The sequence below is a fragment of the Halorubrum tropicale genome (genome assembly GCF_001280455.1).
GTDB classification, from domain to species: domain Archaea; phylum Halobacteriota; class Halobacteria; order Halobacteriales; family Haloferacaceae; genus Halorubrum; species Halorubrum tropicale.
On the sequence record NZ_LIST01000006.1, the window covers coordinates 93,835 to 120,531 of the forward strand.

A 26,697-nucleotide genomic window follows, 5' to 3' on the forward strand; every position below is an offset into this window, starting at 1 on the left:
TCCGATCGCCGCGCAACTCACAGGAACAACCATTATATACGCGGGGAATAAGGACGGGGCATGCTGGACGTCACGATGGATATGGAGCAGTTCGACTGCCCGTTCATCGACACCTCCGCCGACCACGACGTCTCCTTCTCGGCCATGCACTGGCAGTTGGACACGGCGGCGGAGCAGTTGGAGACGCGGCTGCTCGTCGAGTCGCCGGACCGCTACGAGCTCGGCGAGGGGCTCTCGGCGCTCCGCGACCACGAGAACATGGCCGAGTACCGCCTGTTCTCGAAGGAGGACGGAACCGCGATCATCCGGACCGTCATCGAGGAGACGAACGCGATGTCGACGATAACGGACCACGGCGGCTACATCACCGGCCCGTTCCTCATCGAGGACGGCTCCGAGCAGTGGCAGGTCGGCTTCGACGACGAGGCGACGACCGAGGCGGCGCTCCACGACTTGGAGAAGGGCAACGAGTTCGTCGTGGAGGACCGCACGGATCTCTCGATGGAGGCGCTGTTCGACACGATGCGGAACGCGAACGCGGCCTCGACGATGCTGGAGGCGTGTCGGGACCTGACCGACGTCGAGCGCGAGACCATCGAGTCGGCCGCCGACGCCGGCTACTTCGAGTCGCCCCGCGAGGCGACGCTGTCGACGCTCGCCGACGAGTTCGACGTCTCGACCGCGGCCGTCTCGAAGAACATGCGCCGCGGCGAGAAGAAGCTGCTCCGCAGCGTCGTCGCCGCGCTCGACCGACTGGAGTAGCGACCGTAGCGACCCGTCGAGGCGAGCGGTCGGCGGGGGCGACCGTCCGGTCTCCGTTCAAAAACCTCTGTTTCAGTCCGGTTTCCCGGCGTTGCCCGTCGAATCCGAGAGGACTGTTAACATCTTAACTCGGCCCTTGATAATGGTGGTCGTCCTCGGGTAGTGTATGCGAGACGAACACACACGGCGATCGTACCTGCGAGGAACCGGCGCCGCGGTCGGCGCGGCGGGACTGACCGGCCTGGCCGGCTGTTCCGGGGGCGGAGACGGCGGGGACGGGTCGGACGGCGAGGACGGGTCGGACGGCGGGGACGGCTCCGGCGGCAGCGGCGGGGACGGCGCCGGCGGCGGGGACCTCTCCGGCGAGACGGTCCGGATCGGCGCGCTCCAGCCGACCTCCGGCGACCTCCAGTACTACGGGCAGATCAGCCTCCGCGGGTTCTACTCCGGGCTGGCGTACAAGCACGACCTCGACCCGATCCAGGAGGCGACGCCGGGGACGTACACCGTCGATCCCGACGGTGGCCCCACCTACGAGATAATCGTCGAGGACACCGGGTTCAGCCCGGACACGGCCCAGAGCGTCGCGACCGACCTCGTCTTGGACGAAGAGGTCGACATCCTGTTCGGGGGCACCTCCTCCGACAGCGCGCGTCGGCTCATCGACACCGTCGTCGACGAGACGGACGTGCCCTACCTGATCGGGCCCGCGGCCGACGCCGGCATCACCGTGAGCGACGAGTTCTGTCACCCGCTCGCGTTCCGCGCGAGCGAGCACACCGCGATGGACGCGCGGGCCGGGGGGACGTACGTGGCGGAGAACTTCGACATCGACACGGTCGCCGTGTTCGCGTCCGACAACGCGTTCGGGCAGAGCGTCGCGAGCAACTACACGCAGGTCTTGGAGAGCCAAGGGGTCGACGTGCTGGAGCCGCGGTTCGTCGAGGTCGGCTACTCCGAGTTCGACGGCCTCTTCGAGCAGGCGGTCTCGGACGGCGCGTCGGGCGTCGTCGGCGGCTTCACGGCGTCGACGCTGCCGCAGTTCCTCACCTCGGCCATCTCCTACGACGTCCAGGTGTTCGGCGGGTTCGCGGCCCTGCTGACGACGCAACTCATCGGCGGTACCATCGAGTCGGCGCTGGGCGAGGACTTCACCGCGCAGGACGTCAAAGACGCCGGGCTCGGACCGTTCACCAGCCGGTACCACTGGAACCAGTACGACAACTCGATCAACGAGCAGTTCCGGCAGATGCACGTCGACGCGTACGGCATCGTTCCCGACCTGTTCAGCTCCGGCACTTTCACCGCGGCCTCGGCGCTCTCGCAGGCCGTCTCGGAGGCCGGCTCCACCGACGGCGCCGACATCGCCGACGCGCTGCGCGGGATGACCGTCACGGACACGCCGAAGGGCGAGAACGGGTACACGTTCCAGGAGCACAACAACCAGGCGGCCTCGCAGATGACGGTCGCGTGGCCGGTCCCGACCAGCGACGAGTACGCCGACACCTGGGACGCGCCCATCATGCCGGGCGAGCCGCTCGAACGCCTCGACGCCGAGGACGTGATGGTCCCCGAATCGGACGCCAGCTGCTCGCTGTAATGCTGCTGGAGACCGAGGGGCTCACGAAGCGCTTCGGCGGCATCACCGCCGTCGACGGCGTCGACTTCGCGCTGGAGGCCGGCGAGCTCTGCTCGATCATCGGCCCGAACGGCGCGGGGAAGACGACGTTCTTCAACCTGCTCACGGGCGTGTTGGAGCCCTCCGACGGACGCATCCGCTTCGACCCGCCGGGCGGCGCCGCGGGGACGGACAGAAGCGGTTCGGCGCTCGACATCACCGCGGCCTCGCCGGACGAGACGGCGCTCGCGGGGATCCACCGGTCGTACCAGATCACGAACCTGTTCCCGACGCTGACGGTGTTGGAGAACGTCCGCGTCGCCGCGCAGGCGAGCCGCGGAAACGACTCCTGGAAGCTGTGGCGCAACGTGGCCGACTTCGAGGAACACTACGCCGAGGCGACCGCGATCCTCGAACGGATCGGGCTGGCGGCCGAGGCGGAGACCGTCACGGAGAACCTGAGCCACGGCGAGAAGCGCAGCCTGGAAATCGGCGTCGCGCTCGCCGGCGACCCCGACCTCCTGCTGCTCGACGAGCCGACCGCCGGCGTGTCGAGCGAGGGCGTCGACGAGGTCGTCGGGCTGATCGAGGACGTGGCGGAGGACCACTCGGTGATGCTCATCGAACACAACATGGAGGTGGTGATGGACATCTCCGACCGGATCGCCGTCCTCCACCGCGGCGAGCTCATCGCCGACGGTCCACCCGAAGACGTGCGCGGTGACCCGGCCGTTCAGGAGGCGTACCTCGGCGGGTACGGCCGCGAGGGGGCCGGAGACGACTCGGCGGCCGGCGAGGGGACCGGCGACGACACCGAGGAGAGCGACGGCACCGCCGACCGCGACGGCGACGCCGCGGCCGACGGCGGTCGCCGCGCGAGCGCCGGGGGTGAGCCGCGGTGACGACCCTCGAACTCGACGGCGTCCACACGTACTACGGCGAGAGCCACATCCTCCAGGGGCTCTCGCTGTCGGTCGAGGAGGGCGAGATCGTCGCGCTGGTCGGGCGCAACGGCGTCGGGAAGACGACGACGCTCCGCACCGCGCTCGGGCTGACGCCGCCCCGCGAGGGGACGGTCCGGTTCGACGGAACGGACGTGACGGGGATGGAGCCCCACGAGATCGCCGCCCGGGGAATGGGCTGGGTCCCGGAGGAGCGGCGCGTGTTCTCGCATCTCACTGTCGAGGAGAACCTCCGCGTCGCCGCGCACTCGGCGGCCGACCCGGGCGCTCGGATCGCGGAGGCCTACGAGCTGTTCCCGGCGCTCGACCGCTTCGCCGACAAGGAGGCGGGCGACCTCAGCGGCGGGCAACAGCAGATGCTCGCCATCGCCCGCGGCATGGTCGGCGACAACGATCTGCTGCTCGTCGACGAGCCGAGCGAGGGGCTCGCGCCCCAGATCGTCGAGGACGTCGTCGAGGCGCTCCGCGCGGCTTCCGCCGACACGACGATGGTACTCGTCGAACAGAACTTCCGGCTGGCGATGGACCTGGCCGACCGGTTCTACCTCGTCGACCACGGCGTCGTCGTCGAGGAGGGCGAGACCGCCGGCGTCACGAGCGACGACGAGCGAATCCGGAGGTACCTCACCGCATGACCCCCGGAACGCTCGCGGCGGCGCTCTCGCAGTTCGCGCCGCTGCTCGACCCGGGCGCGCTGCTCGCGACGGGCGGCGCGGTCGACGGCCTCCAGACGGCCGCCCGCGTGCTCGCCGAGGGGATCGGCAAGGGCGCGGTGTACTTCACCATCGCGGTCGGGCTGACCCTGGTCTTCGGGCTGATGGGCGTCCTCAACTTCGCGCACGGCGCGGTCGCGATGGTCGGCGCGTACCTCGGCGGCCTCGTGCTCGTGCTCGTCGTCGGCGCGAACACCGGGACGCTCGCGACGATACTCGTCTTCTTCGTCGCGCTGGCGCTGGTGTTCGCGGTCACGACCGCCGCCGGCAGCGCGATGGAGGTCGCGCTGATCCGACCGATCTACGACCGCACGCCCACCTACCAGATCCTGTTGACCTTCGGCGTCTCGCTCATCATCGAGGAGCTGGCCCGGATCGTCTTAACGCTCCGCGGGATCCAGCCGGACCCGCAGTGGCAGGCGCCGATGGCCACCGCCCCGGACGTGCTCTTGGGCCGGACCCAGCTGTTCGGCGTCGGCGTCAGGCGGCTGTACCTCTTCGAGATCGCGATCGGCGCGGTCGTCGCGGTCGCGGTGTGGGCGTTCCTGACGAAGACGCTGTACGGGCTCTACATCCGCGCCGGCAGCGAGGACACCGAGATGGTCCAGGCGCTCGGCATCGACGTGCGGCAGGCGTTCACCGTCGTGTTCGGCGTCGGCACCGGGCTCGCCGCGGTCGGCGGCGTGCTGCTGATGTGGGACCCGATCTGGGGCCCCAGCGTCCTCCTGAGCATCGACGTGCTGCTGTACGCGTTCGTCGTCGTCATCATCGGCGGGCTGGGGAGCTTCACGGGGACGCTCGTCGCCGCGGGCATCGTCGGCGTCGCCGACTCGGTGACGACGTGGCTGTTCACCACCGGGATCGTGACCTTCCCCGGCCTCTCCGAGGTGACCATCTTCCTCCTGCTCGTGGTGATGCTCATTATCCGCCCGCAGGGGCTCTACGGCGTCGAGGAGGTGGGGGGCCATTAGCGACCCCGACCCCTCCGCCGACGCGGACGCGCCCGTCGACGCGGACGCACCGACAGAATCGGACGCGCCCGTCGACGAGACGGACCCGATTCCGCCGTCGACCGCGACCGGCGGCCTTCGCGCGTACCTGCGCGACCACGTCGTCCACGCGGCCGTGATCGTCGGGTTCCTGCTGTACCCGCTGGCCTACGAGGCGCTGCTCGCGACGCCGGCGGCCCCGTTCGCCGAGGCGTTCCTCCCCGCGATCACGTTCATGGTCGTGGTGCTGTACATGGGCCTGTTCGCGATGAGCTTCGACTTCGTCAGCGGCTACACCGGTTACCTCTCGTTCGGCCACGCGGCCTTCTACGGCACGGGCGCGTACTTCGTCGTCCTCGCCGCGAACGGACAGGTCCCGGGCGTTCCCGAGGGTACCCCGTTCATGATCACGCTCCTCTTGGGCGCCGCGCTGGCCGGCCTGCTCGCGCTCGTCATCGGGTCGGTGTCGTTCCGGCTCACGGGCGTCTACTTCGCGATGATCACGCTCGGGTTCGCGCAGGTGATCTACGAGCTGATCCGCTCGTGGGGATACGTCTCGACGAACCCGACCGAGGGCGCGACGGTGAGCGGCGACGCGCTCGCGATCGGCGTCCCGTTCGTCGACGCGCTGAGCCTCGACGTGGGGCGGCTCACGGGCGAGAGCTTCGAGAACTTGCTCGGGCTCGGGCTCGACCTCTCGGCGACGGTGGTCTCGTACTACGCGCTCGGGATCGTCGTCGTCGTCTGCTACTTCGCGATGCAGCGGATCCTCCACTCGCCGTTCGGGCGCGTAATGATCGCGATCCGCGAGAACGAGGAGCGGGCCCGCGCCGTCGGCTACGCGACCTATCGGTTCAAGCTGGCCGCGTTCGCCGTCAGCGGCTTCTTCGGGGCCGTCGCGGGCGGGATCTTCGCCGCCTACTCGCGGTCGGTCGCGCCCGACGGGACGTTCTACTTCCTCGTCACCGCCGACGCGCTGATCACGACGATCGTCGGCGGGTTCGGCACCCTCGCCGGCCCGGTGTACGGGACCCTGTTCAACCAGGGGTTAGAGGACGTCCTCTCGACCGAGAGCGGCGGGATCGCGACGCTGCTCCGCGAGGGGCTCCCGGAGAGCGTCCTCCAGGCCGACCTCTTCGGGATCAGCCTGGAGCTGTTCGTCAACACCGCGGTCGACGGGCGCGCCCCGCTGTACCTCGGGATCGTCTTCGTGCTGTTCGTGCTGTTCGTCCCGAACGGCATCCTCGGCACCCTGCGCGACCGGCTCGGCGGCACCGTCGGGAAGCGGCTCCCGGACCACCTGCGGCGCTACCTCCGGTAGCGTCGCGGGCCCGCGGCTCCGCGGACGCCGCGGCACGCGCCGACGCGCGCGCTCGCCGCGACCGGCCGCGACTCTCACACGACACATGATCGAACCCACGCGACACGACGGAGCGGACCGGACGGAGCGCGACGAGACGGACCGAACGCGGCACGGAGGAGACGCATGACGGTCGGGATCACCGGACTCGGGACCTACGTCCCCGACGAGACCGTTACCGGCGAAGCGATCGCCGCCGAGAGCGGCATCCCGGAGGAGGTCGTCGTCGAGAAGATGGGCGTCCGCGAGAAGCGCGTCTGTCCGCCCGACGGCGACCACGCGACCGACATGTCGGTGAAGGCGGCCGAGGCCGCGCTGGCGGACGCGGGCGTGGACCCGACCGACCTCGACGTCGTCGTCTACCACGGCTCGGAGTACAAGGACCACGTCGTCTGGTCGGCGGCGGCGTCGATCACCGACCGGATCGGGGCGACGAACGCGTACGCGACCGAGAGCTACACGCTGTGTGCGGGCGCACCGATCGCGCTCCGACAGGTGACCGCGCAGCTGGAGGCGGAACCGATCGACGCGGCGCTGCTCGTCGCCGCCAGCCGCGAGGAGGACCTCGTCGACTACGGCAACGAGGACAGCTCCTTCATGTTCAACTTCGGCAGCGGCGCGAGCGCGCTCGTCGTCGAGGCGGGCGACGACGGCGACGGATCCGACGCGGCGACCGACGACGACCCGTTCGGCGGTCGCGCCCGGGCGACCGTCCGCGCCAGCGCGGCCGAGACCGACGGCTCGTTCGCCGACGACGTGGTGATGCCGGCGGGCGGGTCGAAGCGCCCGCCGAGCGAGGAGACCGTCCGCGAGGGGCTCCACGCTCTCGACGTGCCCGACCCCGAGGGCATGAAAGAGCGGCTCGGTCCGGTGTCGCTGCCGGCGTACCTCTCCGTCGCCGACACGGCCCTGGAGCGGTCGGGGTTCGAGCGCGGCGACCTCGATTACGTCGCGCTGACGCACATGAAGCGGTCGTTCCACGAGCGCGTCCTCGACGAGCTCGGGCTCGACCCCGCGAGCGACGGCTACTACCTCGACGAGTACGGCCACGTCCAGAGCGTCGATCAGGCGCTCGCGCTGGAGGCCGGCGTCGAGACGGGCCGGCTCGAACCGGGCGACCTCGTCTGCCTGCTCGCGGCCGGCACCGGCTACACCTGGTCGGCGACCGTGCTCCGGTGGCAGGGGTAACCGACCGGCCGCCGCGGCGGCTCGCTACTCGTCGCTGTGCGGCACCGACAGCACTACCGCCTCCCCGGAGAGGACGCGCTCGTCGCGCTCGGGGACGGTCGCGGTCGTCTCGACCGCGAGGCGGTCGCCGCCGAGGTCGTCGATGACGCTGACGCTCGCCGCGACCGTGTCGCCGGGGAACACCGGCTTCTCGAACGACAGCTCCTGCGAGAGGTAGACGATGTCGCCGGAGAGCCCCGCGAGCGCGCCGGAGACGACTGCGGCCGAGATAATTCCGTGCGCGACGCGGCCGCCGAACATCGTCTCGGCGGCGTACTCGTCGTCGAGGTGGATCGGATTCTCGTCGCCCGAGAGCTCCGCGAACGCCTCGATCGTCTCCTCGGTCACCGTTACCTCGTTGGTCGCCGTCTCGCCGACCGTCGCGACTGGCATACCGATCGGTCTCGCCGGCGGGGCCTCAATCCCGTGGTTCAGCCTCGAACCCCGCGTCGGGCCGGGGACGCGTGGACGTGTCCGCGGTGGATCCCTAGTCCGGCTCAGTCGTCCGTCGGCGCGCCGACCACGTCGGCGTCGGTCGGGTTCGCGCCGCCGTACTCGGCGACCAGCTCGTCCAGCCGCTCGGGGTCGTCGGCGTGCGCGAGCGGCTCGCTGGCGGTCTCGCAGGTTGCGTCGACCCCGAGGCGCTCGCAGACGCGGTCGGCGGTCGTCTCGGCCATCTGCCGGTAGGTGGTCAGCTTGCCTCCGACGACGCTGTAGAGGCCGGCGGCGCCGTCGCGCTCGTGGTCGAGCAGCGTGAACCCGCGGGAGATCCCGCGGCGGTCAGAGCCCGTCTCGTCGGGCGCGTAGAGGGGGCGGACGCCCCACCAGGTCCGAACGGTCGGCGCGTCGGCGACCGCGGGGAGCATCGCGGCGCACTCCTCGACGGAGCGCTCGATTTCCCACTCGGCGGTCTCGTAGTCGTCCGGGTCGGAGACGGGGACGCTCGTCGTCCCCAGCACGACCTCGCCGTCGTGGGGCACGACGATGTCGCCGTCGTCGGGGTCCCGACACCGGTTCAATACGGGATCGAGCCCGTCGTAATCCACGGAAACCATCACGCCGCGGCTCGGCGCCATCCCGACCTCGACGCCGGCCATCTCCGCGATCGAGTCCGCCCACGCGCCGGTGGCGTTGACGACGACCTCGGGCGAGAGCGTCGCGTCGACCGCGCCGCCGACGCGGACCGACTCGACCGCGCCGTCGCTGACCGTCACGTCCTCGACGGGCGCGTTCGGGCGGACGGTCGCCCCGTGCCGCTCGGCGTCGGCGGCGTTGGCGGCAACCAGTCGCGACGGGTAGATGACGCCGTCGGGGACGCGGAACGCCTCCTCGACCGCCCCCGCGAGGCCCGGAACCGCCTCGCGGGCGGCGTCGCCGTCCAGCCGCTCGGTCTCGATACCGATCTCCTCGCAGGCGGCGATTTTCTCTTCCAGATAGTCCGAGTCGTCGCCGGCGAGGCGGACGAACAGGCCGCCGGTGTCGCGGACGCAGGCCCCGGCGATCGACCGGAGCGTCCGGTTCTCCTCGATGCACTCGCGGGCGCCCTCGGCGTCGGCCTCGGCGTACCGGGCCCCGCTGTGGAGGAGGCCGTGCGAGCGCCCGGAGGTGCCGCCGCCGAGCCCGCCGCGGTCGACGAGCGCGGCGTCGACGCCGCGCCCCGCGAGGTCGCGGGCGATCCCCGTCCCCGTCGCGCCGCCGCCGATCACGAGGACCGTCGGATCGTCGCTCACGCGGCGCTCACCCCGTTCGGATCCGCGCCACGGTCCGCCGCGAGACGCCCTCGGCTCGGATGGCTGTCGATCACGATATCGATACGGCTCGCGGCCACTTGAGGCCTCCGCCGAAACGGCGTGATACCGTGCCTACGGGGGCCATGCCGCCGAAAAACAGAACGTCGGTCCGCCGCCGCTCAGCGGGAGGCCCGCCCGTCCGCGGGACAGGTGCTGACGCCGAGCAGGGCGTAGAGCCCGCAGGTGCCGGTCGCCGCCGTCGCGAGCATCGCGAGCGCGACGACGCCGAGCACCGGCGCGGCGAGGGCCGGAAGCGGCCCGACGCCCGCGAGCGTCGCTATCGAGGCGGCACCGACGACCGCGCCGACGGCCGTCCTGACGAGCTTGTCCGTCGAACCGACGTTTTGTTCCATACAGCACAATACGACACACGACCGTATCAACCTTTCCACCGTGTCGCGAGCGCGGCCGAGCAGGGGCGCGACCGCTCACTCGAACTCGTCGAGGGCCGCCTGGGCGGAGCCGGTCCCGGGGTCCGCGTCCGGTTCCCCGTGGTCGGCCGCGATGGACTCCGCGGCGTCGATCCCGCCGGAGAGCGACGCTCGCCGGGCTATCGCCTCCTCGCCGAGCCGCTCCGCCGCGGCGGGGTACGCGGCCCCGTAGCGCTCGCGGAACTCGCTGCGGGCCGCCTCGTAGTCGACCACCGGGTACGGGTACGTCTCGCCGATCCTGACGCCGACCTCGCGCTGGACCGCGAGCGGCGTCTTCTCGGGGGCGTCGAGGTGGGCGACCGGGAGCGGTGCGAGCTCCGGGACCCACCGCGAGACGAACTCCCCGTCGGGGTCTTGGTCTCGGATCTGCTTGCGCGGATCGTACAATCGCAGTCCGGGACGGCCGACCAGTCCGCACTGCGACTGCCACTGGGTGTAGTTGATCGCGGGGTCGCCGTCGATCAGGTGCTCGTAGAAGTGGTCGGCGCCGATCCGCCACGGCTGCTGGAGGATGTGGAAGTAGACGGAGGCGCAGAGCGCCCGCATCCGGAAGTTGAGCCACCCGGTCTCGCGCAGGCAGCGCATGCTCGCGTCGACCATCGGGAACCCCGTCTCGCCGTCCTTCCACGCCGCGACGAGGTCGGGGTCGTGTCGGTCGCGGTTGAACTCCTCGTACACGGGGTTGACGGCGCGGTCGAGCCACCCCGGCCAGTCGAGCAGCTTCTGCGTGTAGTGGCGGTTCCAGTACAGCCGAGAGACGAACATCGACTTGCCGCGGCCGTCCGGCGCGCGCTCGTCGACGTGGCGGTGGACCTCGCGGACGGAGAGGCAGCCGAACCGCAGGTAGGGGGAGAGGCCGCTCGTCCCGTCGCGGGCGTCGACCGGCGAGGAGATGGAGCCGGGGTACTCCGCGATCTCCTCCGTGAACGCGTGGAGACGCTCGCGGCCGGCCTCGCGTCCCCCGGTCGGCACGCGCGTCTTCGTCAGCTCGACCCCGTAGGCGTCGGCGACTCGCTCGGGGGTGATCCCCGTCTCGACGCGCTCGACCGCGACGGACCGGGGGTCCCAGTCGAACGGCTCCGCCGCGAGCCACGCCTCGACGCGGTCGCTCCAGTCCGCTCGCGGGCGGTCGGCGTCCCGGACGAGTCCGTCGCCGTCGACGAACTCGACGCCGAGGCGCTCGCGGGCGCGCTCGTCGCGTCTGCGTCCGTACCGGCCGGTCGCCGTCGCGCTCGCGACGGCATCCCAGCCGGCGTCGGCGAACCGCGAGAGGACCTCGATCGGGTCGCCGTGCGCGTACGTCAGCCCGGCGCCGTCGACGTCGCGGTACTGGCGGTCGAGGTCGCGCAGGCAGTCGTGGAGGAACGCGATCCGCGCGTCGCAGGCCGCGCCGCGCGCGTCGTGGAACCCGGGGTCGAAGACGAACAGCGGGAGGATTCGGTCGGACTCGTCGGCGGCCGCCGCGACCGCTGGATGGTCCGCGATCCGCAGGTCGCTGCGGTGCCAGACGACGGTTCCGGGGTCGGCGTCGTCCGGCCGCGAGAGGGAGCGGACCGCCTCGGCGTCCGGAGCCACGGGAAGCGGAGCGTCCGCGAACGAGCCCATTTCACACGGAGTTCGGCGCGTCCGGACAAGGGTCTGTCGGCGGGTCGTCACCGGTAACCCAACAGAATACATTTAGGAAACACCTACAATAAACGACCGTGAACCGAGCCCTCCGCTACGGTGTCGCCCTGGTCGTCGGACTGGCCGTCGCCGGTCTCGTCGCGCGTTTCTTCCCCGGAGACCCGTTTGTAACCGCGGCGATATTTCCCCTCTACGCGGCGACGACGTCGCTCGTCGTCGCCCATCGGAAGACATGGCGACGAACATCGCGGGGTGACCCGGGTCGATTGGCGCGGTTTCGGGGAGCCATGGGCGGCGGGATCGGAGCGTTCACCGCGAGCGTGATTGCGGAGATCTCCCTTCCGGCCGGCGTCGCGGCGGTCGGCCTCATGGTGTTCGGGATGGCGCTCGGCATCGCCGAGTTAGAGCGCGTCACCGAGTCGGCGCCCGCCTGACGATCCACCGATACCGCCGCGCTGCGCGCGCCCACCGATACCCGGGAAACGTTCAAGACGTTTCCGCCGCCGGTATGATCCGGATGTCAGACTCAGACGAGACCGACGTACTGCGCGAACTCGCCTCGCTGCCAACGATCGCGAGTCCGCGCGTGTCCCCGGACGGAGAGACCGTCGCCCTCTACTACGACGTGACCGGCCGCAACGAGCTTCACCTCTGTGACCCGACAGACGGGTCCTTAGAGCAGCTCAGCGACGGCGACGTGCCCCGGTCCGTCCGCGCCGGCTTCGAGTGGGACCCCAGCGGCGACCGCCTCTTCTACCACCGCGACGAGGCGGGCGACGAGCAGCACGACGTCTGGGCGATGTCGCTCGACGGCGACAGCGAGCCAGTCGTCGAGATGGACGGCCAGATCCGCCTCCACGACGTGGGCGAGGACGGCGAGACCCTCCTGCTCGGCTCCAGCCGCGACGGGCAGATGAACCTCTACCGCCACGACGTGCCGAGCGGCGAGACGGAGAAGGTCACCGACTACGAGCGCGCCGTCGGAGGCGGCGAGCTCTCTCCCGAGGGCGACCGGATCGCTTTCACGACGAACGAGACGGACACCTACGAGAACCTCGACACGTACGTGGCGGCCGCCGACGGGTCGGACGCGCGCAAGCTCGACGTCGGCGAGGTGGGCGCCGAGGCCGCGCCCACCGACTGGGGACCGGACGGCGATCGCCTCCTCATTAGCGACAACAGCGAAGACCTCGGCCGGGCCGGGATCGTCGACCTCTCGGACGGCGTCGACGACGCGGACGTGACCTGGTTCGGCGACGGCGAGTTCGAGGAGTCGCCGAGCCGCTTCCTCGAGGGCGGCGACCGGTTCGTCGCGGGCCGGACGCGCGGCGCCGTGACGGTCCCGGTCGTCTACGACGTCGAGAGCGGCGAGGGCCGCGAGCTAGACTTCCCGGCGGGCGTCGCGAGCGTGGCCGAGGGCCGGCTCGCGGACGACCGCCTGCTCGCGTACCGGACCACGTCGAGCAAGCGGCCGGAACTGGTCGCCTACGACCTCGACGCGGACGCGACGGAGACGCTGTTCGACGCGGAGTACGGCCCGTTCGACCCGGACGACTTCGTCGAGCCGGAGACGGTGACGTTCGCCTCCGACGGCGTCCCCGAGACGCCGGCGCGCGCGGTCGACCACGACCCCTACGAGGAGTTCGAGATCGAGGGGCTGCTGTTCGACTCCGGCCGACGCCCCTCGCCGCTGATCGTCAACCCCCACGGCGGGCCGCGACACCACGACATGCGGCGGTTCAGCTACCGCGTCCAGTTCCTGCTGTCGCGCGGCTACTCGGTCCTCCAGGTGAACTACCGCGGCTCCACGGGACGCGGCCGCGAGTTCGTCCAGGAGCTGTACGGCGACTGGGGCGGCGCCGAGCAGGGCGACGTGGCGACCGGCGCCGAGTACGTCCTCGACGAGTACGACTGGCTCGACGAGGACCGCGTCGCCGTCTACGGCGGCTCCTACGGCGGCTACTCCGCCAACTGGCAGATGGTCCAGTACCCGGACCTGTACGCGGCCGGGATCACGTGGGTCGGCGTCAGCGACCTGTTCGACATGTACGAGAACACCATGCCCCACTTCCGGACGGAGCTCATGGTGAAGAACCTCGGCGAGCCGGACGAGAACAAGGCGATATACCGCGAGCGCAGCCCGGTGAACTACGTCGAGAACGTCGACGCGCCGCTGCTGATCGTCCACGGCGTCAACGACCCGCGGGTGCCGGTCTCGCAGGCGCGCATCCTCCGGGACGCGCTCGACGAGGCCGGCTTCGCGGAGGGCGACGACTACGAGTACGAGGAGCTCGGCGAGGAGGGCCACGGCTCGGGCGACATCGACCAGAAGATCCGCTCGCTGGAGCTGCTCGACGACTTCCTCGACCGCCGGATCGGTGCGGAGCGGACCGCGGTCGCGTCGCTCGACGACTGACGCGGCCGACGCCCGTCCGACGGGGATTATTTAGCCGACGCCGCCGTCGGACCGAGTGACATGGATCGATCCCGCGCGGAGGGAGGCGCGTGAGCGTGGTCGGCGTCGGCTTCTGGGTCCTCGTCGCCCTCGCGACGCTAACCAGCCTCGCTACCGCGTGGGCCCTCGGCGCGAACAGCAACTCGCCGCCGTTCGCCCCGGCGATCGGCGCCAACGCCATCTCGACGATGCGGGCGGCCTTCCTCATCGGGATCCTCGCCGCCCTCGGGGCGCTCACGCAGGGCGGGGCCATCTCCGAGACCGTCGGCGCGGGACTGATCGACGGCGTCCAGATCACCTCGCTGGCGGCGACGGCGGGACTGCTCACCGCCACCGGGTTCATGGCCTTCGGCGTCTACACCGGCTACCCGGTCCCGGCGGCGTTCGCGACGACGGGCGCGATGGTCGGCGTCGGGCTCTCGCTCGGGGGCGACCCCGCCCTCGAAACCTACCGACGCATCGGGCTCTTCTGGGCGCTCGTGCCGCCCGTCTCCGGCGGGCTCGCCTACCTCACCGCAACCCTCCTCCGGCGCGATGACATCCCGGAGACGGTCGGGGTCCCGCTGCTCGCGGCCGTCGTCGGCGGGATCGTCGCCAACGTCCGGCTGGGCGTCATCCCCTCGCCCCCGGAGGCGGCCCAGAGCTCCGTCGCGGGGTTCGTCGCGCGCCAAGTCGGCGCGCCGACGCTCCTCGGCGTCGACCCCGTGGCGGCGCTCGTGACGCTGCTCGCGGCCGCGGGGTGGTTCGTCGCCGTCCGCCGGCGAACGCAGGCGTCGGTCGGGGACGGCATCCGGACGTTCCTCCTCGTCCTCGGGAGCGTCGTCGCCTTCTCCAGCGGCGGCAGTCAGGTCGGCCTGGCGACCGGTCCGCTCGAGAACCTCTACGGCGTCGAGCTCGGACTGCCGGGTATCGTGCTGCTCTCGCTCGGGGCCGCCGGTATCCTCGCGGGGGCGTGGATGGGCGCGCCGAAGCTGCTCCAGGCGACCTCGCGCGAGTACGCGCAGCTCGGCGCTCGGCGGTCGATCGCCGCGCTGGTCCCCGGGTTCATCATCGCGCAGCTGGCCATCGGGCTCGGGATCCCCATCTCGTTCAACAACATCATCATCTCCGGGGTCATCGGCGGCGGGCTCGCCGGGGGGTCAGCGGGCGTCTCACGGCGGAAGATCGGCGTCACGCTCCTCTTCTGGGGAATCACGCTCGTGGCGTCGATCGCGATCGGGTACGGCCTGTACGCGGCCTTCGCCGCGGTGCTGGGCGGGTAAGCGGCTTCAGCGCACGACCGTCACGGTCACGGGGGCCTCGCCGACCACGCTCGTCGCGACGGTGCCGAGCAGCCGCCTCGCGACGCGGCCGCGCTCGCCGCCGTGGCCGCCCATGACGATCCGGTCGACGTCGTGGGCGTCGACGTACTCCAGGATCGCCGCCGCCGGGTCGCCCGTCCGGACCGCCGTCTCGACGCGGCGGTCGCTCTCGGCGGCGCGGTCCGTCGCTCGGTCGACGATGCGGTCGGCCCGGTCGCGCGCGCTCTCGCGGCGGTCCTCGTCGGCGCCGAGGATCCCGCCCTCGCTCATCGGCGCGTCGAGCGGGGTCACCACGTTCAGGACGGTCACTCGACAGTCGAAGAGTTCGAGCGCGTCGTCGAGCGCGTCGGCGGCGAGCGGCGACCCGTCGAGCGGGACGAGGACGTGAGACGGTGCCATGCGACGCCTTACGCCCCCGGACACATATCGCCGGTGATCGGTCGCGCGGGACGGCGCGGGGGACCGACGGCGTCGGTTACTCGCCGGTCTCGATCGGCGCGCCGACGAGGTTGCCCCACTCGGTCCACGAGCCGTCGTAGTTGCGGACGTCGTCGTAGCCGAGCAGCTCGTGGAGGAGGAACCACTCGATCGACGAGCGCTCGCCGACGCGGCAGTAGGTGATCGTCGACTCGTCGCCGTCGACGCCGGCGCCGCTGTACAGCTCGCGGAGCTCGTCCGCGCTCTTGAACGTGCCGTCCTCGTTCAGCGTGGTGCCGATCGGGACGTTGCTCGCGCCGGGGATGTGGCCGCCGCGCTGGGCGGTCTCGTCGAGGCCCTCCGGGGCGATGACCGCGCCGGAGAACTCCTCGGGGGAGCGCACGTCGACCATCGGGATCCCCTCCTCGATCGCCTTTTCGATGTCGTCCTTGTAGGCGCGGACGCTCTCGAAGGGACCGCGGGCCTCGTACTCGCGAGGCGTGAAGTCGGGCGCCTCGGTCGAGAGCGGGTAGTCGTTGTCGACCCAGTAGCCCTTCCCGCCGTCGATCACGCGGATGTCGTCGTGACCGTAGTACTTGTAGATCCAGTAGCCGAACAGCGCGAACCAGTTCGGGACGCGGCCGCCCCCGTACACGACGACCGTCGTGTCGGCATCGATGCCGCCCTCGCCGTTCCGGGCCGCGAAGTCCTCCTTCGAGACGATGTCGCGCTCCGTCTCGTCGGTGAAGACCTCGTCCCACTCGAAGTTCAGCGCCCCGGGGATGTGCCCCTCCTCGTAGGGCGTGTACTCCGACTCGTCGGTGACGGTCGGGTTGTTGATCTCGACGAGCCGCAGGTCCGAGTCGTCGCTCTGGAAGTCGTCCAGGTGCTCTTCCACCCAGTCCGCCGTGACGAGTACGTCGTCTGCCATCACCCCTAGTAGGGCGGAAGGCCGTTTTGAACGTCCGATAATGGCGGTTCTTTCCGGCGCCTGTGACGGCCGGCAGTCGATCGAAACGCCGGATTTCGGACGGTTCGCGGGCCCCTGTTCGTTTCTCTCGGTCGACAGCTACCGGATCACCGTCACGGGCACGTCGGCCTTGTCGACGATGCTCTTCGCGACGCTGCCGACGACCTGTTCGCGCTCCTCCGAGAGCCCGCGGTGGCCGACGTAGATCGCGTCGACCGGCTCCTCGGCCGCGTACTCGGTGATCGCGTCCGCCGGACGGCCCGTGAGGAGCTGCGTCTCCACGGTGATCGGCTCGTCGGCCGCCTCCTCGGCGATGCTCCGGGCGCTCTCTAAGACGCCCTGCCCGGCCTCGACGGCGGCCTCCTCGCCCGGGAGGACGATCGTGCCGTCGACCAGCTCCGAGTCCGGCGTCAGGACGTGGGCGATCTCGAGCGTCTCGTAGAACGCGACCGCCTGCCGCGCCGCGTACCGGACGGCTTCGTCGCTCTCCGTCGACCCGTCGGTCGCAACGAGGTAGCTCATACGTACGGATCGGCCCGAGGGACACATAATTCCTGTCGGGCGTTCCCGGGCCGCGACTCCGCGGGCGACCTACGGCGCGTCGCCGCCCGTCCCCGGGCGGACGCGGTCGCCGTCCGACGCGTGGACCGCGTCGAGGACCTCCTGAACGCGCGTCGCCTCGGCGAACGAGACGAGGTCGCCGCCGTCGCCGTCGACGGCGCCCGCGAACTCCGTCAGGAGCGCGCGCACGGTGTCGCCCCGTTCGTCGACGAGCGTCTCCTCGCCCTCGCGCCCGCGGTCTCGGACGAGCCGATACCACTCCGTCAGCGACAGCGACGCCCCGTCGCCGACGACCGTGACGCTGTTCTCCTCCTCGCCGTCGTGGTCGCAGAGGAGGTCGATCGTCCCCCGAACGCCGTCGGCCCGGAAGGTCCCGACCACGTCGTCCTCGTAGGCGTCCGGGCCCGAGTAGCCCACGTCGGCTGAGACGGTCTCGATCGGGCCGAACAGCTCCTGGACGCCGAACAGGAAGTGGGTCCCGACCTCGCGCAGCGGGCCGCCCTGCTCGCGCGACTCCAGCCAGGCGACGTCCTGCCACTCGCGGGGCCACCGCGGGAACCGGAACCGGAGTTCGACGCGGCGGGGGTCGCCGACCTCGCCCGCGGCGACCGCCTCCCGCAGGCGGACGAAGCCGGGCGTGTAGCGGAACGGGAGGTTCACGGCCGTGACGCGGTCGGTCTCCGCGGCGAGCGAGACGAGTTCGCGCCCCGTCTCCGCGTCGGCCGCGATGGGCTTCTCGCAGATCACGTGCCTACCGGCCGCGAGCGCGTCGGCGACCACCTCGCGGTGCGCGAGCGGCGGCACGCCGACGTACACCGCGTCGAGGCCGTCGGTCTCGACGAGCGCGGCGTGGTCGGTCGTCGTCGCGGTGCGGTCGGTGCCGTGGTCGGCCGCGAGCGACGCCGCGCGGTCGGGGTCGAGGTCGCAGGCGGCCGCCAGTTCGTACCGGTCGTGGTCGTCTATCGCGGCCGCGAGGCGGTTCCCGATCACGCCGCAGCCGACGATCCCGATCTGTATCACGGGCGTCGAAAACGGGCGGGCGCGCTTGTAGCTTCGGGAGTCGGACGGGACGCGGCGGCGGATCCGAACCGGGCCGACCTTCAGGCGTCGTCCAGCGGTCTCGCGACCATCTCCCCCCACGGCTCGAAGCCGCGGCGGTCGTAGAACCCCTTCGCGCGCTCGTTCGCGGGGTCGACGTCGAGGACCAGCCGGTCGAGCGGGAGGTCCTGATCGGCGGCGACCGCGAGCGCGGCGTCCAGCAGGTCGTCGGCGACGCCGGTCCCGCGGTGCTCGGGGGCGACGAACAGCTCGTTCAGCACCGCGGCGTCCCAGACCATCGACAGTCGCTCGGGGAGCACGAAGGCGTAGCCGACGAGGGCGGCGTCGCCCGCCGTCCCGCTCTCGCCCTCCCCCTCGACCGCGACGGTCACGCACCGGTCGTCGTCCGCGACGCAGCGGTCGACCCAGTCGAGCCAGCGCTCGCGGTAGGCGTCCGTGAGTTTCCCCTCGTAGGCGGCCGCCTTCCCGTCGCCGCCGGTGTTCTCGCCCAGGCCGCGCTCGAAGGCGGCCTTCAGTTCGTACAGGCCGTCGGCGTCGCGCTCGTGGTCGTAGGGTCGGATCTCGGTGGTCACGCGTCGTCCCCCTCCAGCACGAACTCCGCGAGCGTCGGGACGAACGTGCCGATGTCGGTGACCATCCCGATCGCCTGCGCCGAGCCGCGGTCGAGCAGTTGGGTGACGGTGGCGGGGTCGATGTCGACGCAGACGGTCTTCGTCGTCGAGGGGAGGCAGTTGCCGACCGCGACGGAGTGGAGCAGCGTGGCGAGCATGATCACGAGGTCGGCCTCGTGGGCCTGCTCGCGGATCGCGTCCTGCGCCTCGACCGCGTCGGTGATTGTATCTGGGAGCGGGCCGTCGTCGCGGACCGACCCCGCGAGGACGGTGTCGACGTCGTTCTCGACGCACTCGTACATCACCCCCTCCGTGACGATTCCCTCCGCCACGGCGGCCTCGATGCCGCCCACCCGGATTATCTCGGAGATGGTCCAGATGTGGTGTTTGTGGCCCTTCCGCGGGTGTTCGAGCGTCTCGACGTTCATCCCGAGCGAGGTGCCGTAGATGGACCGCTCCAGGTCGTGGGTGGCGAACCCGTTGCCGGCCGAGAGCGCGTCCACGTAGCCCGCGGCGACGAGGTCGGCGAGCGCGTCGCCCGCGCCGGAGTGGATCACGGCCGGCCCCGCGACGACCATCACGTCGCCGCCCTCGTCTTTCACCGCGCGCAGTTCCTCGGCGACCTCGCGGATCGTCGACTCCGAGGGGCGCTCCGCGGAGACGCCGCCCTGCATGAACCCGAACGCGCCGCCGCCCCTCCGGGGGCGTTCGGGCGGGTTCACCCGGATCCCGGACTGGTCGGTCGCGACGAGGTCCCCCTCCTTGACGGCGTTGAGGGTCTTGGTGTAGGCGCGCGCGCCCTCGCCGGCGTCCGCCCCCGGCTCGGGGTCGACCACCAGGGCGCAGTCCATCTCGATCCGCTCGACGTCGATCCACTCGCCGTCGTACAGCACCTCCGTCGGGTGGTTCGTCGTCGAGTAGAAGTTCGGCGGGACGACCCTGTCCGCGGGCGCCGCGACGAGCTCCACCTCGGAGGGGTCTTCGAGCACCGCGCCGTTCTGGTGGAGCTCGTGGAGGATGTCCCGCAGCGTCTCGGGGTCGTCCGCGGAGACTGTCAGCCGGCAGTGCGACTCCTCGGTCTCGTGTTTCCCGACGTCGAACCGCTCGACGTCGAAGGATCCGCCGAGGTCCATCACCGCGCCGAAGCAGCGCTGCATCGTCCCGCTGTCGATGATGTGACCTTCGAGTTCGACGGTCCGCGAGTGGGTCATACGGTGGCGTCGCGCCCGGCGGGGAAACCGGTTTCCCTCGTTCTGTTGGCACCGGTTCACGGACTGGGCGCCGAACAAATATCGGAAATACTACAGATCAGGCGGAAAGGGTTGCTGGACACGGAGGCTAAAGTCAGCACAGCAGGTAGGCTACTTCCAGCTCCCCGTTATCAAATCACCCGCTCGGGATGTCCATGCCCCGAATATTGTGGGAGGAAACCGGGATAAGATATTTTTCTCAGTATGTCACATGTTTTGAATATGCCCTCCCGCCGGAAATTCCTCTCAGGAGTGGCCGCCGTGGGTGCTGTCGGAGTGGCAGGCTGCGTCGGTTCAGCCGAGACGACGACGGGACCAGTTCTCGTGAAATCAATCAATGTAGAGGCGGGCGCTTCTGCTGAGGGTACGACCAGAATTGACTTACTCACCGTGCTGTTCGAACCCTCGGAAAATAGCCTTCACGGGCAGTATGACCCTGAATACGCGGGTTCTGCGTTTGATGACCGATCCGTTACGGTCTCCGACCGTCTCGGTGAAGAACTGAAAGATCGGTTCGGAGACGTTCGGTATCTTGTTAGCGTAAATCCGACTGTGGGAGACGAGAGCCCAGTCAATGTGGCGGCCACACGGACCGACTTCAACGAACTTACCCTCGGCGGTCGTGCGACGGTCAGTACGAGGTCGGGGGAGGATGAGTTCCGCTATCTACAAGTCCACGATACTGAATCACGGAATCAAACGGTATCCGACGGCGATATCAGAACCTTCGACCTTGAGTCGGCAGTCGGTTCTAACTAATTAGTGGTTCGTCTGTTTCGACTACTCGTCGTCCTTCGTTGGCTTTCGATAAAGCGTGCTGACTCTACGCCCGCTGTTCAGCACCACGTCTCCGAGCATCAGTGGTCGATCGGTTCACCGACACCCCACGACTGCGAGGCGAAGCAGCCGGCGACGCCCGCGCTCAGATCAAGCCGAGCGCGGTGAGAATCTGGTTGCCGAAGATCATCGCGATCAGGCCGCCGAGCATGACGAGCCCGGACGAGACCGTGATCGTCCGCACCGCGGCGTGCCGGTCGCTGATCGGGACCCGGCTGATCACGGCCTCGGCGACCATCCGGAGGATGCGACCGCCGTCGAGCGGGAACGCGGGCAGGCAGTTGAAAAGCGCCAGCTGGATGTTGATCCACCCCGACCAGAAGAGGAGGTTCGCGAGCAGGAAGGTCCCGCCGCCGAGCGCCGCGAGCGGCCCCTCGACGACGAAGAAGTTGGTCAGGTCGCCGGTGAACCCCGCGAAGTTGAACGGGAGCCCGAAGAGGCTGCCGAGCGGGAGGATGAGCGCGACGAACACGAGGCCGAGCGGGGACTGGGTGACCCCGCCGAGCGGGACCCCGTCGGCGGCCTCGCCGCCGTCGCCGCCGAGCAGTTCGAGGTAGGCGCCGGCGGGGTACTCGGTGACGCCCACGTCGTCGAGCGCGAACCCGCTCGTCCCGGGGAAGACGCTGACGCCGATGAAGCCGCCGTCGCGGCTCGGATGGGGGTCGAGCTCCACGTCGTACGTCGCCTGCTCGCCGTCCGCGTCGTAGACGGTGACCGGGACGGTCTCGCCCGGGTCGCGCTCGCCGAGGACGGCCGAGAGCGCCCCGTTGTCGACGACGCGCTCGCCGTCCACCGAGACGATCGTCAGCGGCTCGCCGAGCGCCGCGCCCGCGTCGTGGATCGGGCCGTCCTCCTGGACGCCGACGACGTACGCGCCGATCGGCACGTCGGGGACGGTGACGGCCCCCTCGCCGTCCGCGGTCTCGACGCCGGAGGCGTTCTCGGCGCCCGGCGCGTCGCGGACCTGGTCGAGGACGCTCGCGTTGCCGGTCACGGTGAGCGTCGCACGCTCGTCGCCGCCGACCGCGTCGTAGAACGCCGACTCGGTCGCGACGGACTCGCCGTTGACGGCTGCGATCGTGACGGGCGATCCCTCGATCATGACGCCCAATGGGTTGCCGCCGGCGGAGCCGACCACCTGTAGCTCGCGGTCGACTGTCACTGTCTCGCGGGCGTCGCCGTCGTCGACGGTGAGCGCGACGGACTCGCCGGCGTCGGCGATCGCGGCCTCGAACTCGGCGCTCGTCTCGACCGGCGCGCCCGCCACCTCGACGATCCGGTCGCCCTGCGAGAGGTCGGCGGCGGCCGCCGGCGAGCCGGGGTTCACCTCGCCGACCGCGTAGCCGGGCGCGGGCGAGATGGCGCCGACGACGGGCCCGAACAGGAGCGCGAAGACGACGATCGTCAGGACCGTGTTCGCGGTGACGCCGGCCGCGAACATCCGGGCGCGGGCGCCGCGGGAGGCCTCCTGCGTCGCCTCCTCGTCCGGCTCGACGAACGCGCCGACCGGGAGCAGCGCGAAGAAGACCAGTCCCATCGACTCGATGTCGATGTCCTCGACCCGGCAGAGGAGCCCGTGCGCGCCCTCGTGGACGACCATCGCGCCGGCGAGCCCGGCGACGATCTCGGGCGCGACGGAGAGGGGGAGGAAGTCGTTGACCCCGGGGATGATGAGGAAGTTCTGCGGCTGCTGGATCGCCGAGGGCTGCGCGTTGGTGAACGCCGACCGAGCCGACGAGAGGATGAGCGCGAACGACGCCACCATCGCCACCAGGGCGCCCCCGAGCCCGAGGTTGGCGACCGCGCGCCAGAACCGCTTCGGCGCGGCCAGTCGGCCGAGGAAGGCGCGCCCGCGGAGCGTCCGGAGGGTCAACACCGGACCGGAGACCCTGAACGCGTCCGGGAGGACACCCTCGTTCCGCAGCCACATCGCGACCGCGGAGTAGGCGAGGACCCCGGTGAGCACCCAGAACAGCGTGTTCATTACGACCCGGTACGGTTCGCCCGTTCGTAAGGGGTTCGGTTCCAGGAACCCCCGGCGGCGAGGACTGATACGCCTCCCGCTCGTGTGTCGCGGTATGACCGACGCAGACCGAACGCGCGCCGAGACCGAACCGGACGCCCCCGTCGAAGCCGAGCGGTCGCTCGCGCCGCTGATGGGCGCGACGTACGTCGTCGCCGGGATCGCGCACTTCCTGATCCCGGAGCGCTTCGCCGAGGCGGTCCCGCCGTCGTTCCCGCGGCCGGTCGGGCTGGTCTACCTCTCCGGGGTCGTCGAGATACTCCTCGGGATCGGCGTCGCGATCCCGCGGACGCGACGCGTCTCGGCGTGGGGGATCGTCGCCCTCCTCGTCGCGGTGTTCCCCGCGAACGTCCACCTCGCCCGGAGCGAGACGCTGAACGACCTCGTCCCGGAGCCGCTCGTCGCGCCGGCCCGGCTCGCGGCGTTGGTCCGGCTGCCGTTTCAGGGCGTGCTGATCGGGTGGGCGCTGCGCTACGCGCGCGCCGACGAGGCCGAGTTGACGGCGGCGGAGGCGTGAGGCGCGCGCGAGAGGCGCCGCCGCGAACTCAACACCCAAGTACCCCCCGGTCCAACCGTGGTCCATGATCGCGCTCATCGACTTCGTCTCGCGGCTGGTCGGCGACGTCGGCCGGTTCGTCGACATCTTCCTGAACGACCTGATCCTCGGCGCGGGCGACCCGTTGTCAGCGCTCCTCGTCCTCGTCGGACAGGTGCTGATCGTCGCCTCCGTCGGCGCGCTCGGATACGCGGCGGCCGGCGCGCTGCTCGGCGAGATCGGCGTCGACCTGCCCTCGCTCGGCGGTCGCGGCCGCTCGGAATAGAAACGAACACACGGTCGGCCCGGCCGGGAATCCGTCAGTCGTCGTCGCCCGGCGCCGACCGAGTCGCGGCGGCGTCCGCCGGAGTCCCGGTCGCGGTCCCGCCCTCCCCCGCGCCGTCCGGCACCTCGAACTCGTTCAGCCGCGCGAGCAGCTCGTCGGACTGCTCCGAGAGCGTGTGGACCCGCTCCGTCACCTCCGAAACGGTCGCGGTCTGCTCCTCGGCCGCGGCAGCGACAGTCTCGGCCTCGGTCGCGGTCTGCCGGCTCACGGACGCGACCCCGTCGACCATATCGACGACCTCCTGGGTCGTGCGCGCCTGGTCGTCGGTCGCGTCGCTGATCTCCTGGACCGTCTCGTCGACGGTCGTCACGTCCTCGACGACCCCCTCGAACTCCCGCAGCGTCGACTCGATGGTCTCGACGCCCTCGGCGACCTGCGCCTCCATCGCCTCGGCGTCGGCCGCGGTCTCGGCGGACGCCACCTGGACCGCCTCGATGCGCCCGGAGATCTCCGCGGCGGACTCCCGGGTCTCCTCGGCGAGCGACTTCACCTCGTCGGCGACGACCGCGAACCCGTCGCCGGAGCCGTCGGCGCGGGCCGCCTCGATCGAGGCGTTCAGCGCGAGCAGGTTGGTTTCCTCCGCGATCCCGTCAATCACGGCCGCGATCTCGTCGATCTCACCGACCCGCTCCGCGAGGTCGGTGACGGCGGCCGCGGTCTCGCCGATCCGGCTCTCCAGGGTCTCGAGCTCGGCGATCGCCTCGGCCGCCTCCTCGCGCCCGGAGCGACCGCGGTCGGCCGCGTCGCGGGCCGTCTCGGCGGCGTCGTCAGCCGAGGCGGCGATCTCCTCGACGGTCGCCGACAGCGTGTTCATCTCGCCCGCGATCGCCTCCAGCTCGTCGGTCTGCTCGGCCGCGCCGTCGGAGATCTCTCCGACCGATCCGGCGACGTCGCCGCTCGCGTCTTCGACCTCGTCCATGCTCGCGCGCACGTCGTCCGCGGTGCCGGCCACGTCCGCGGTGAACGCGCCCACGTCGCCGACCGTCTCGCCGAGCGTCGCGACGAGCCGGTTGTAGTTGTCGACGAGCTCCGCGTACCGGTCCTCGTCGGTCGCCAGCGCGTCCTCGTCGATGGTCGCCGTCAGGTCGCCGTTCTGCGCGCGCTCGGCGGCGTCGGCGAAGGCGTCGACGAGCGCCTCCAGCTCGGTCGTGTAGGCGGCGAGGTTCTCGGCCATCTCGTCGAGCGAGTCGCCGAACGACCCGGGCACGTCCTCGTCGAGCGCCGGGTCGTCGAACTCCTGCGCGGCGAGCGCCTCGGCCTGCGCCGAGACGGTCGCGAGGTAGCCGTGGACCTCGCCGAACGCGGCCACGAGGCTCCCGACCTCGTCGGGCTGGCTCGGGTCGAGGGCGTCCGCGCCGTCCCGGTCGACGCGCTCGACCTCGCCCGCGGCGATCGCCTCGGCCTGACGCTCTAAGCCCCGAATCGGAGCGACGAGGTCCCGGCGGACGATGAGCAGCGTGTTGTAGATGGCGACGACGGACCCGAGGAACAGCGCTCCGGAGACGACGTACGCGACGGTGCCGGAGAGGACGAACTGCGCGAGAAAGATACCGACGGTGACGAGGAACTGGATGCCGACGGCCGCGACCATCTTGCGCTCTATCGATTCCGAGACGCCGAGCCCGTCCATCGTCCGCCAGAGGAGGGCGTCGTACCGCCCGCGTATCCCGGGGCGGCGCTGCCGTGTCGTGGACATGTCCGGACCTCGACGGGACCGGGTTATCAACCTCCCGCCGGCGTTATCACGTTCGATTCTCGATTATCACGGGCCGAGAATCCGCGGACCGGGCGGGCGCCGGTCGAACGGCGGACGGTCGAACGGCGAGCGGGCGCGCCGTCGCGGGGCCTCGGAACAGCCCGTCGCGAGGTCTCAAAAGAGGCCGTCGACCGCCTCGGCCGCGAGGTCGACGGCGGCCTCCAGGTCGGGGCCGAGCGGCGACCCGACGACGAGGCCGTCGGCGTGCTCGGCGACCGCGGCGGCGCGCTCGCGGACGGTCGCGGGCGTGCCCGCCATACAGAACGCGTCGACCATCTCGGGCGTCACGCGCTCGAAGGCGGCCGAGAACTCGCCGGCTGAGACGCGCTCGCCGATCTCACTCGCCGCGTCCGGGTCGATCCCGTGGCGCTTCAGGACGGGCGGCGCCGCGCCCGCGGCGATGAACGCGACCGGGGGGCGGGCGGCCTCGCGGGCGGCCGCCTCCTCGTCGGCGACCGACACCGCTGCGTACGCGATCAGGTCGAACTCGCCGCGGTGGTCCGGCCTGTCGTCGAGGCCGTCGTCGACCTGGTCGCGAGCCCACGCAAGGTCCTTCGGGTGCGACCCGTTGTACAGCAGTCCGTCGGCGTGTTTCGCGGCCATCCTGCACATGTGCGGCCCCTCGCCGCCGACGTGGACGGGGATGTCAGCGCCCTGCGGCGGCTCGTAGTTGAGGCCCGCGTCCGCGGCGTCGAAGGCGCCCTCGTGGTCGACGCGCTCGCCGGCCCACAGCTTCTGGGCGGTCTTGAACGCCTCCAGGACGGGCCGGAGTCCCCGCTCGTCTTCGAGACCGAGGTTCGAGAGCGTCGAGGGGTCGCCCGGCCCGAGGCCGAAGACGGCGCGGCCCGCGGCGACCTCGTCGAGGGTGGCGACCTTCGAGGCGAGCGTCACAGGGTGGGTCTCGTAGGGGTTGGCGACGCCGGGGCCGAGCCGGACGGACTCGGTGGCGGCCGCGAGCCGCGAGAGGAACGCCCACGGGTCGCGGTTGTTGTAGTGACACGTCGAGTAGACGGCGTCGTAGCCGGCCTCCTCGGCGCGGACGCCGAGGTCGACGAGGCGGGACATCTCGTGTTCGGGGGTGAGTTCGATGCCGAGCAT

27 protein-coding genes are annotated in these 26,697 nt (G+C 71.0%); 13 read left to right on the plus strand and 14 right to left on the minus strand.

Annotation, left to right across the window (positions count from 1 at the left end; translation table 11 throughout):
• Positions 1 to 60: 60 nt before the first annotated feature.
• From AMR74_RS13900 to AMR74_RS13930, 7 genes are all read left to right on the plus strand, one after another.
• Positions 61 to 762, plus strand: coding sequence for a helix-turn-helix domain-containing protein (locus tag AMR74_RS13900; RefSeq protein WP_053772656.1), 702 nt, complete (start codon positions 61 to 63; stop codon positions 760 to 762).
• A 166-nt stretch (positions 763 to 928) separates the two neighbouring features.
• Positions 929 to 2,362, plus strand: coding sequence for an ABC transporter substrate-binding protein (locus AMR74_RS13905; RefSeq protein ID WP_053772657.1), 1,434 nt, complete (start codon positions 929 to 931; stop codon positions 2,360 to 2,362).
• Positions 2,362 to 3,282: an ABC transporter ATP-binding protein gene (locus tag AMR74_RS13910; RefSeq protein WP_053772658.1), complete on the plus strand. Its 921-nt coding sequence runs from the start codon at positions 2,362 to 2,364 to the stop codon at positions 3,280 to 3,282. The genes AMR74_RS13905 and AMR74_RS13910 overlap by 1 nt, the downstream gene beginning before the upstream one ends.
• Complete coding sequence (locus tag AMR74_RS13915; RefSeq protein ID WP_053772659.1) at positions 3,279 to 3,977, plus strand: ABC transporter ATP-binding protein; 699 nt, start codon at positions 3,279 to 3,281, stop codon at positions 3,975 to 3,977. Before AMR74_RS13910 ends, AMR74_RS13915 begins: the two co-directional genes overlap by 4 nt.
• A complete protein-coding gene (locus AMR74_RS13920; RefSeq protein ID WP_053772660.1) occupies positions 3,974 to 5,026 on the plus strand; it encodes a branched-chain amino acid ABC transporter permease in 1,053 nt (350 codons plus the stop codon). Before AMR74_RS13915 ends, AMR74_RS13920 begins: the two co-directional genes overlap by 4 nt.
• Before the next feature lie 154 nt (positions 5,027 to 5,180).
• The gene (locus AMR74_RS13925) at positions 5,181 to 6,365 is read left to right on the plus strand and encodes a branched-chain amino acid ABC transporter permease (RefSeq protein WP_082356885.1); all 1,185 of its coding nucleotides are present in this window, start codon (positions 5,181 to 5,183) and stop codon (positions 6,363 to 6,365) included.
• Between the two features lie 165 nt (positions 6,366 to 6,530).
• Positions 6,531 to 7,592, plus strand: coding sequence for a 3-oxoacyl-ACP synthase (locus tag AMR74_RS13930; RefSeq protein ID WP_053772662.1), 1,062 nt, complete (start codon positions 6,531 to 6,533; stop codon positions 7,590 to 7,592).
• Positions 7,593 to 7,616: 24 nt separating this feature from the next.
• Here the strand turns inward: AMR74_RS13930 and AMR74_RS13935 are convergent, their stop codons facing one another.
• From AMR74_RS13935 to AMR74_RS19625, 5 genes are all read right to left on the minus strand, one after another.
• A complete protein-coding gene (locus tag AMR74_RS13935) occupies positions 7,617 to 8,024 on the minus strand; it encodes a MaoC family dehydratase (protein WP_053772663.1) in 408 nt (135 codons plus the stop codon).
• A 104-nt stretch (positions 8,025 to 8,128) separates the two neighbouring features.
• Positions 8,129 to 9,361 carry an FAD-dependent oxidoreductase gene (locus tag AMR74_RS13940; RefSeq protein WP_053772664.1) on the minus strand — a complete coding sequence of 411 codons (1,233 nt, stop codon included), beginning with the start codon at positions 9,359 to 9,361 and terminating at the stop codon, positions 8,129 to 8,131.
• Between the two features lie 179 nt (positions 9,362 to 9,540).
• Positions 9,541 to 9,774, minus strand: a complete 234-nt coding sequence (locus AMR74_RS13945; protein WP_053772665.1) for a YgaP family membrane protein — start codon at positions 9,772 to 9,774, stop codon at positions 9,541 to 9,543.
• Between the two features lie 75 nt (positions 9,775 to 9,849).
• Positions 9,850 to 11,457 (minus strand): FAD-binding domain-containing protein, encoded by a 1,608-nt coding sequence (locus AMR74_RS13950; RefSeq protein WP_053772666.1) that lies wholly within the window; start codon positions 11,455 to 11,457, stop codon positions 9,850 to 9,852.
• Positions 11,458 to 11,540: 83 nt separating this feature from the next.
• Positions 11,541 to 11,702 (minus strand): hypothetical protein, encoded by a 162-nt coding sequence (locus tag AMR74_RS19625; RefSeq protein WP_240471177.1) that lies wholly within the window; start codon positions 11,700 to 11,702, stop codon positions 11,541 to 11,543.
• A 63-nt stretch (positions 11,703 to 11,765) separates the two neighbouring features.
• On the opposite strand from AMR74_RS19625, the gene AMR74_RS19630 reads away from it, so the two are divergent.
• The 3 genes from AMR74_RS19630 (at position 11,766) to AMR74_RS13965 (ending at position 15,195) form a co-directional block, all read left to right on the plus strand.
• Positions 11,766 to 11,912: a hypothetical protein gene (locus tag AMR74_RS19630; RefSeq protein ID WP_233561732.1), complete on the plus strand. Its 147-nt coding sequence runs from the start codon at positions 11,766 to 11,768 to the stop codon at positions 11,910 to 11,912.
• Between the two features lie 83 nt (positions 11,913 to 11,995).
• Positions 11,996 to 13,894 carry a S9 family peptidase gene (locus AMR74_RS13960; protein ID WP_053772791.1) on the plus strand — a complete coding sequence of 633 codons (1,899 nt, stop codon included), beginning with the start codon at positions 11,996 to 11,998 and terminating at the stop codon, positions 13,892 to 13,894.
• A 95-nt stretch (positions 13,895 to 13,989) separates the two neighbouring features.
• The gene (locus AMR74_RS13965; protein ID WP_053772792.1) at positions 13,990 to 15,195 is read left to right on the plus strand and encodes an inorganic phosphate transporter; all 1,206 of its coding nucleotides are present in this window, start codon (positions 13,990 to 13,992) and stop codon (positions 15,193 to 15,195) included.
• A 6-nt stretch (positions 15,196 to 15,201) separates the two neighbouring features.
• On the opposite strand, the gene AMR74_RS13970 is transcribed toward AMR74_RS13965, so the two are convergent.
• The 6 genes from AMR74_RS13970 to AMR74_RS13995 all read right to left on the minus strand — a co-directional run bounded on the left by AMR74_RS13970 (position 15,202) and on the right by AMR74_RS13995 (position 20,063).
• Positions 15,202 to 15,633 (minus strand): universal stress protein, encoded by a 432-nt coding sequence (locus AMR74_RS13970; protein ID WP_053772668.1) that lies wholly within the window; start codon positions 15,631 to 15,633, stop codon positions 15,202 to 15,204.
• Positions 15,634 to 15,709: 76 nt separating this feature from the next.
• Entirely contained in the window at positions 15,710 to 16,582 is an 873-nt protein-coding gene (locus tag AMR74_RS13975; RefSeq protein ID WP_053772669.1) for a sulfurtransferase, read from the minus strand.
• Positions 16,583 to 16,720: 138 nt separating this feature from the next.
• On the minus strand, positions 16,721 to 17,143 hold the full coding sequence (locus AMR74_RS13980) for a universal stress protein (RefSeq protein ID WP_053772670.1): 423 nt from the start codon (positions 17,141 to 17,143) through the stop codon (positions 16,721 to 16,723).
• 69 nt (positions 17,144 to 17,212) lie between these two features.
• Positions 17,213 to 18,202 (minus strand): Gfo/Idh/MocA family protein, encoded by a 990-nt coding sequence (locus AMR74_RS13985; RefSeq protein ID WP_053772671.1) that lies wholly within the window; start codon positions 18,200 to 18,202, stop codon positions 17,213 to 17,215.
• An 80-nt stretch (positions 18,203 to 18,282) separates the two neighbouring features.
• Positions 18,283 to 18,813 carry a GNAT family N-acetyltransferase gene (locus AMR74_RS13990; protein ID WP_053772672.1) on the minus strand — a complete coding sequence of 177 codons (531 nt, stop codon included), beginning with the start codon at positions 18,811 to 18,813 and terminating at the stop codon, positions 18,283 to 18,285.
• Positions 18,810 to 20,063 carry an ornithine cyclodeaminase gene (locus AMR74_RS13995; RefSeq protein ID WP_053772673.1) on the minus strand — a complete coding sequence of 418 codons (1,254 nt, stop codon included), beginning with the start codon at positions 20,061 to 20,063 and terminating at the stop codon, positions 18,810 to 18,812. Before AMR74_RS13995 ends, AMR74_RS13990 begins: the two co-directional genes overlap by 4 nt.
• 261 nt (positions 20,064 to 20,324) lie before the next feature.
• Here AMR74_RS13995 and AMR74_RS19215 point away from each other — a divergent pair, with 261 nt between their 5' ends.
• Positions 20,325 to 20,861 carry a twin-arginine translocation signal domain-containing protein gene (locus AMR74_RS19215; RefSeq protein ID WP_158295142.1) on the plus strand — a complete coding sequence of 179 codons (537 nt, stop codon included), beginning with the start codon at positions 20,325 to 20,327 and terminating at the stop codon, positions 20,859 to 20,861.
• 163 nt (positions 20,862 to 21,024) lie between these two features.
• Here AMR74_RS19215 and AMR74_RS14000 read toward each other — a convergent pair whose 3' ends face one another.
• The gene (locus AMR74_RS14000) at positions 21,025 to 22,923 is read right to left on the minus strand and encodes a site-2 protease family protein (RefSeq protein ID WP_053772674.1); all 1,899 of its coding nucleotides are present in this window, start codon (positions 22,921 to 22,923) and stop codon (positions 21,025 to 21,027) included.
• 94 nt (positions 22,924 to 23,017) lie between these two features.
• Here AMR74_RS14000 and AMR74_RS14005 point away from each other — a divergent pair, with 94 nt between their 5' ends.
• Together AMR74_RS14005 and AMR74_RS14010 are read left to right on the plus strand one after the other, a co-directional pair.
• On the plus strand, positions 23,018 to 23,479 hold the full coding sequence (locus AMR74_RS14005; protein WP_053772675.1) for a DoxX family protein: 462 nt from the start codon (positions 23,018 to 23,020) through the stop codon (positions 23,477 to 23,479).
• A 64-nt stretch (positions 23,480 to 23,543) separates the two neighbouring features.
• On the plus strand, positions 23,544 to 23,783 hold the full coding sequence (locus tag AMR74_RS14010) for a hypothetical protein (protein WP_053772676.1): 240 nt from the start codon (positions 23,544 to 23,546) through the stop codon (positions 23,781 to 23,783).
• Positions 23,784 to 23,817: 34 nt separating this feature from the next.
• On the opposite strand, the gene AMR74_RS14015 is transcribed toward AMR74_RS14010, so the two are convergent.
• Both AMR74_RS14015 and AMR74_RS14020 read right to left on the minus strand, forming a co-directional pair.
• Positions 23,818 to 25,473, minus strand: a complete 1,656-nt coding sequence (locus AMR74_RS14015) for a methyl-accepting chemotaxis protein (RefSeq protein ID WP_053772793.1) — start codon at positions 25,471 to 25,473, stop codon at positions 23,818 to 23,820.
• A 240-nt stretch (positions 25,474 to 25,713) separates the two neighbouring features.
• Positions 25,714 to 26,697 (minus strand): 5,10-methylenetetrahydromethanopterin reductase, encoded by a 984-nt coding sequence (locus AMR74_RS14020; protein ID WP_053772677.1) that lies wholly within the window; start codon positions 26,695 to 26,697, stop codon positions 25,714 to 25,716.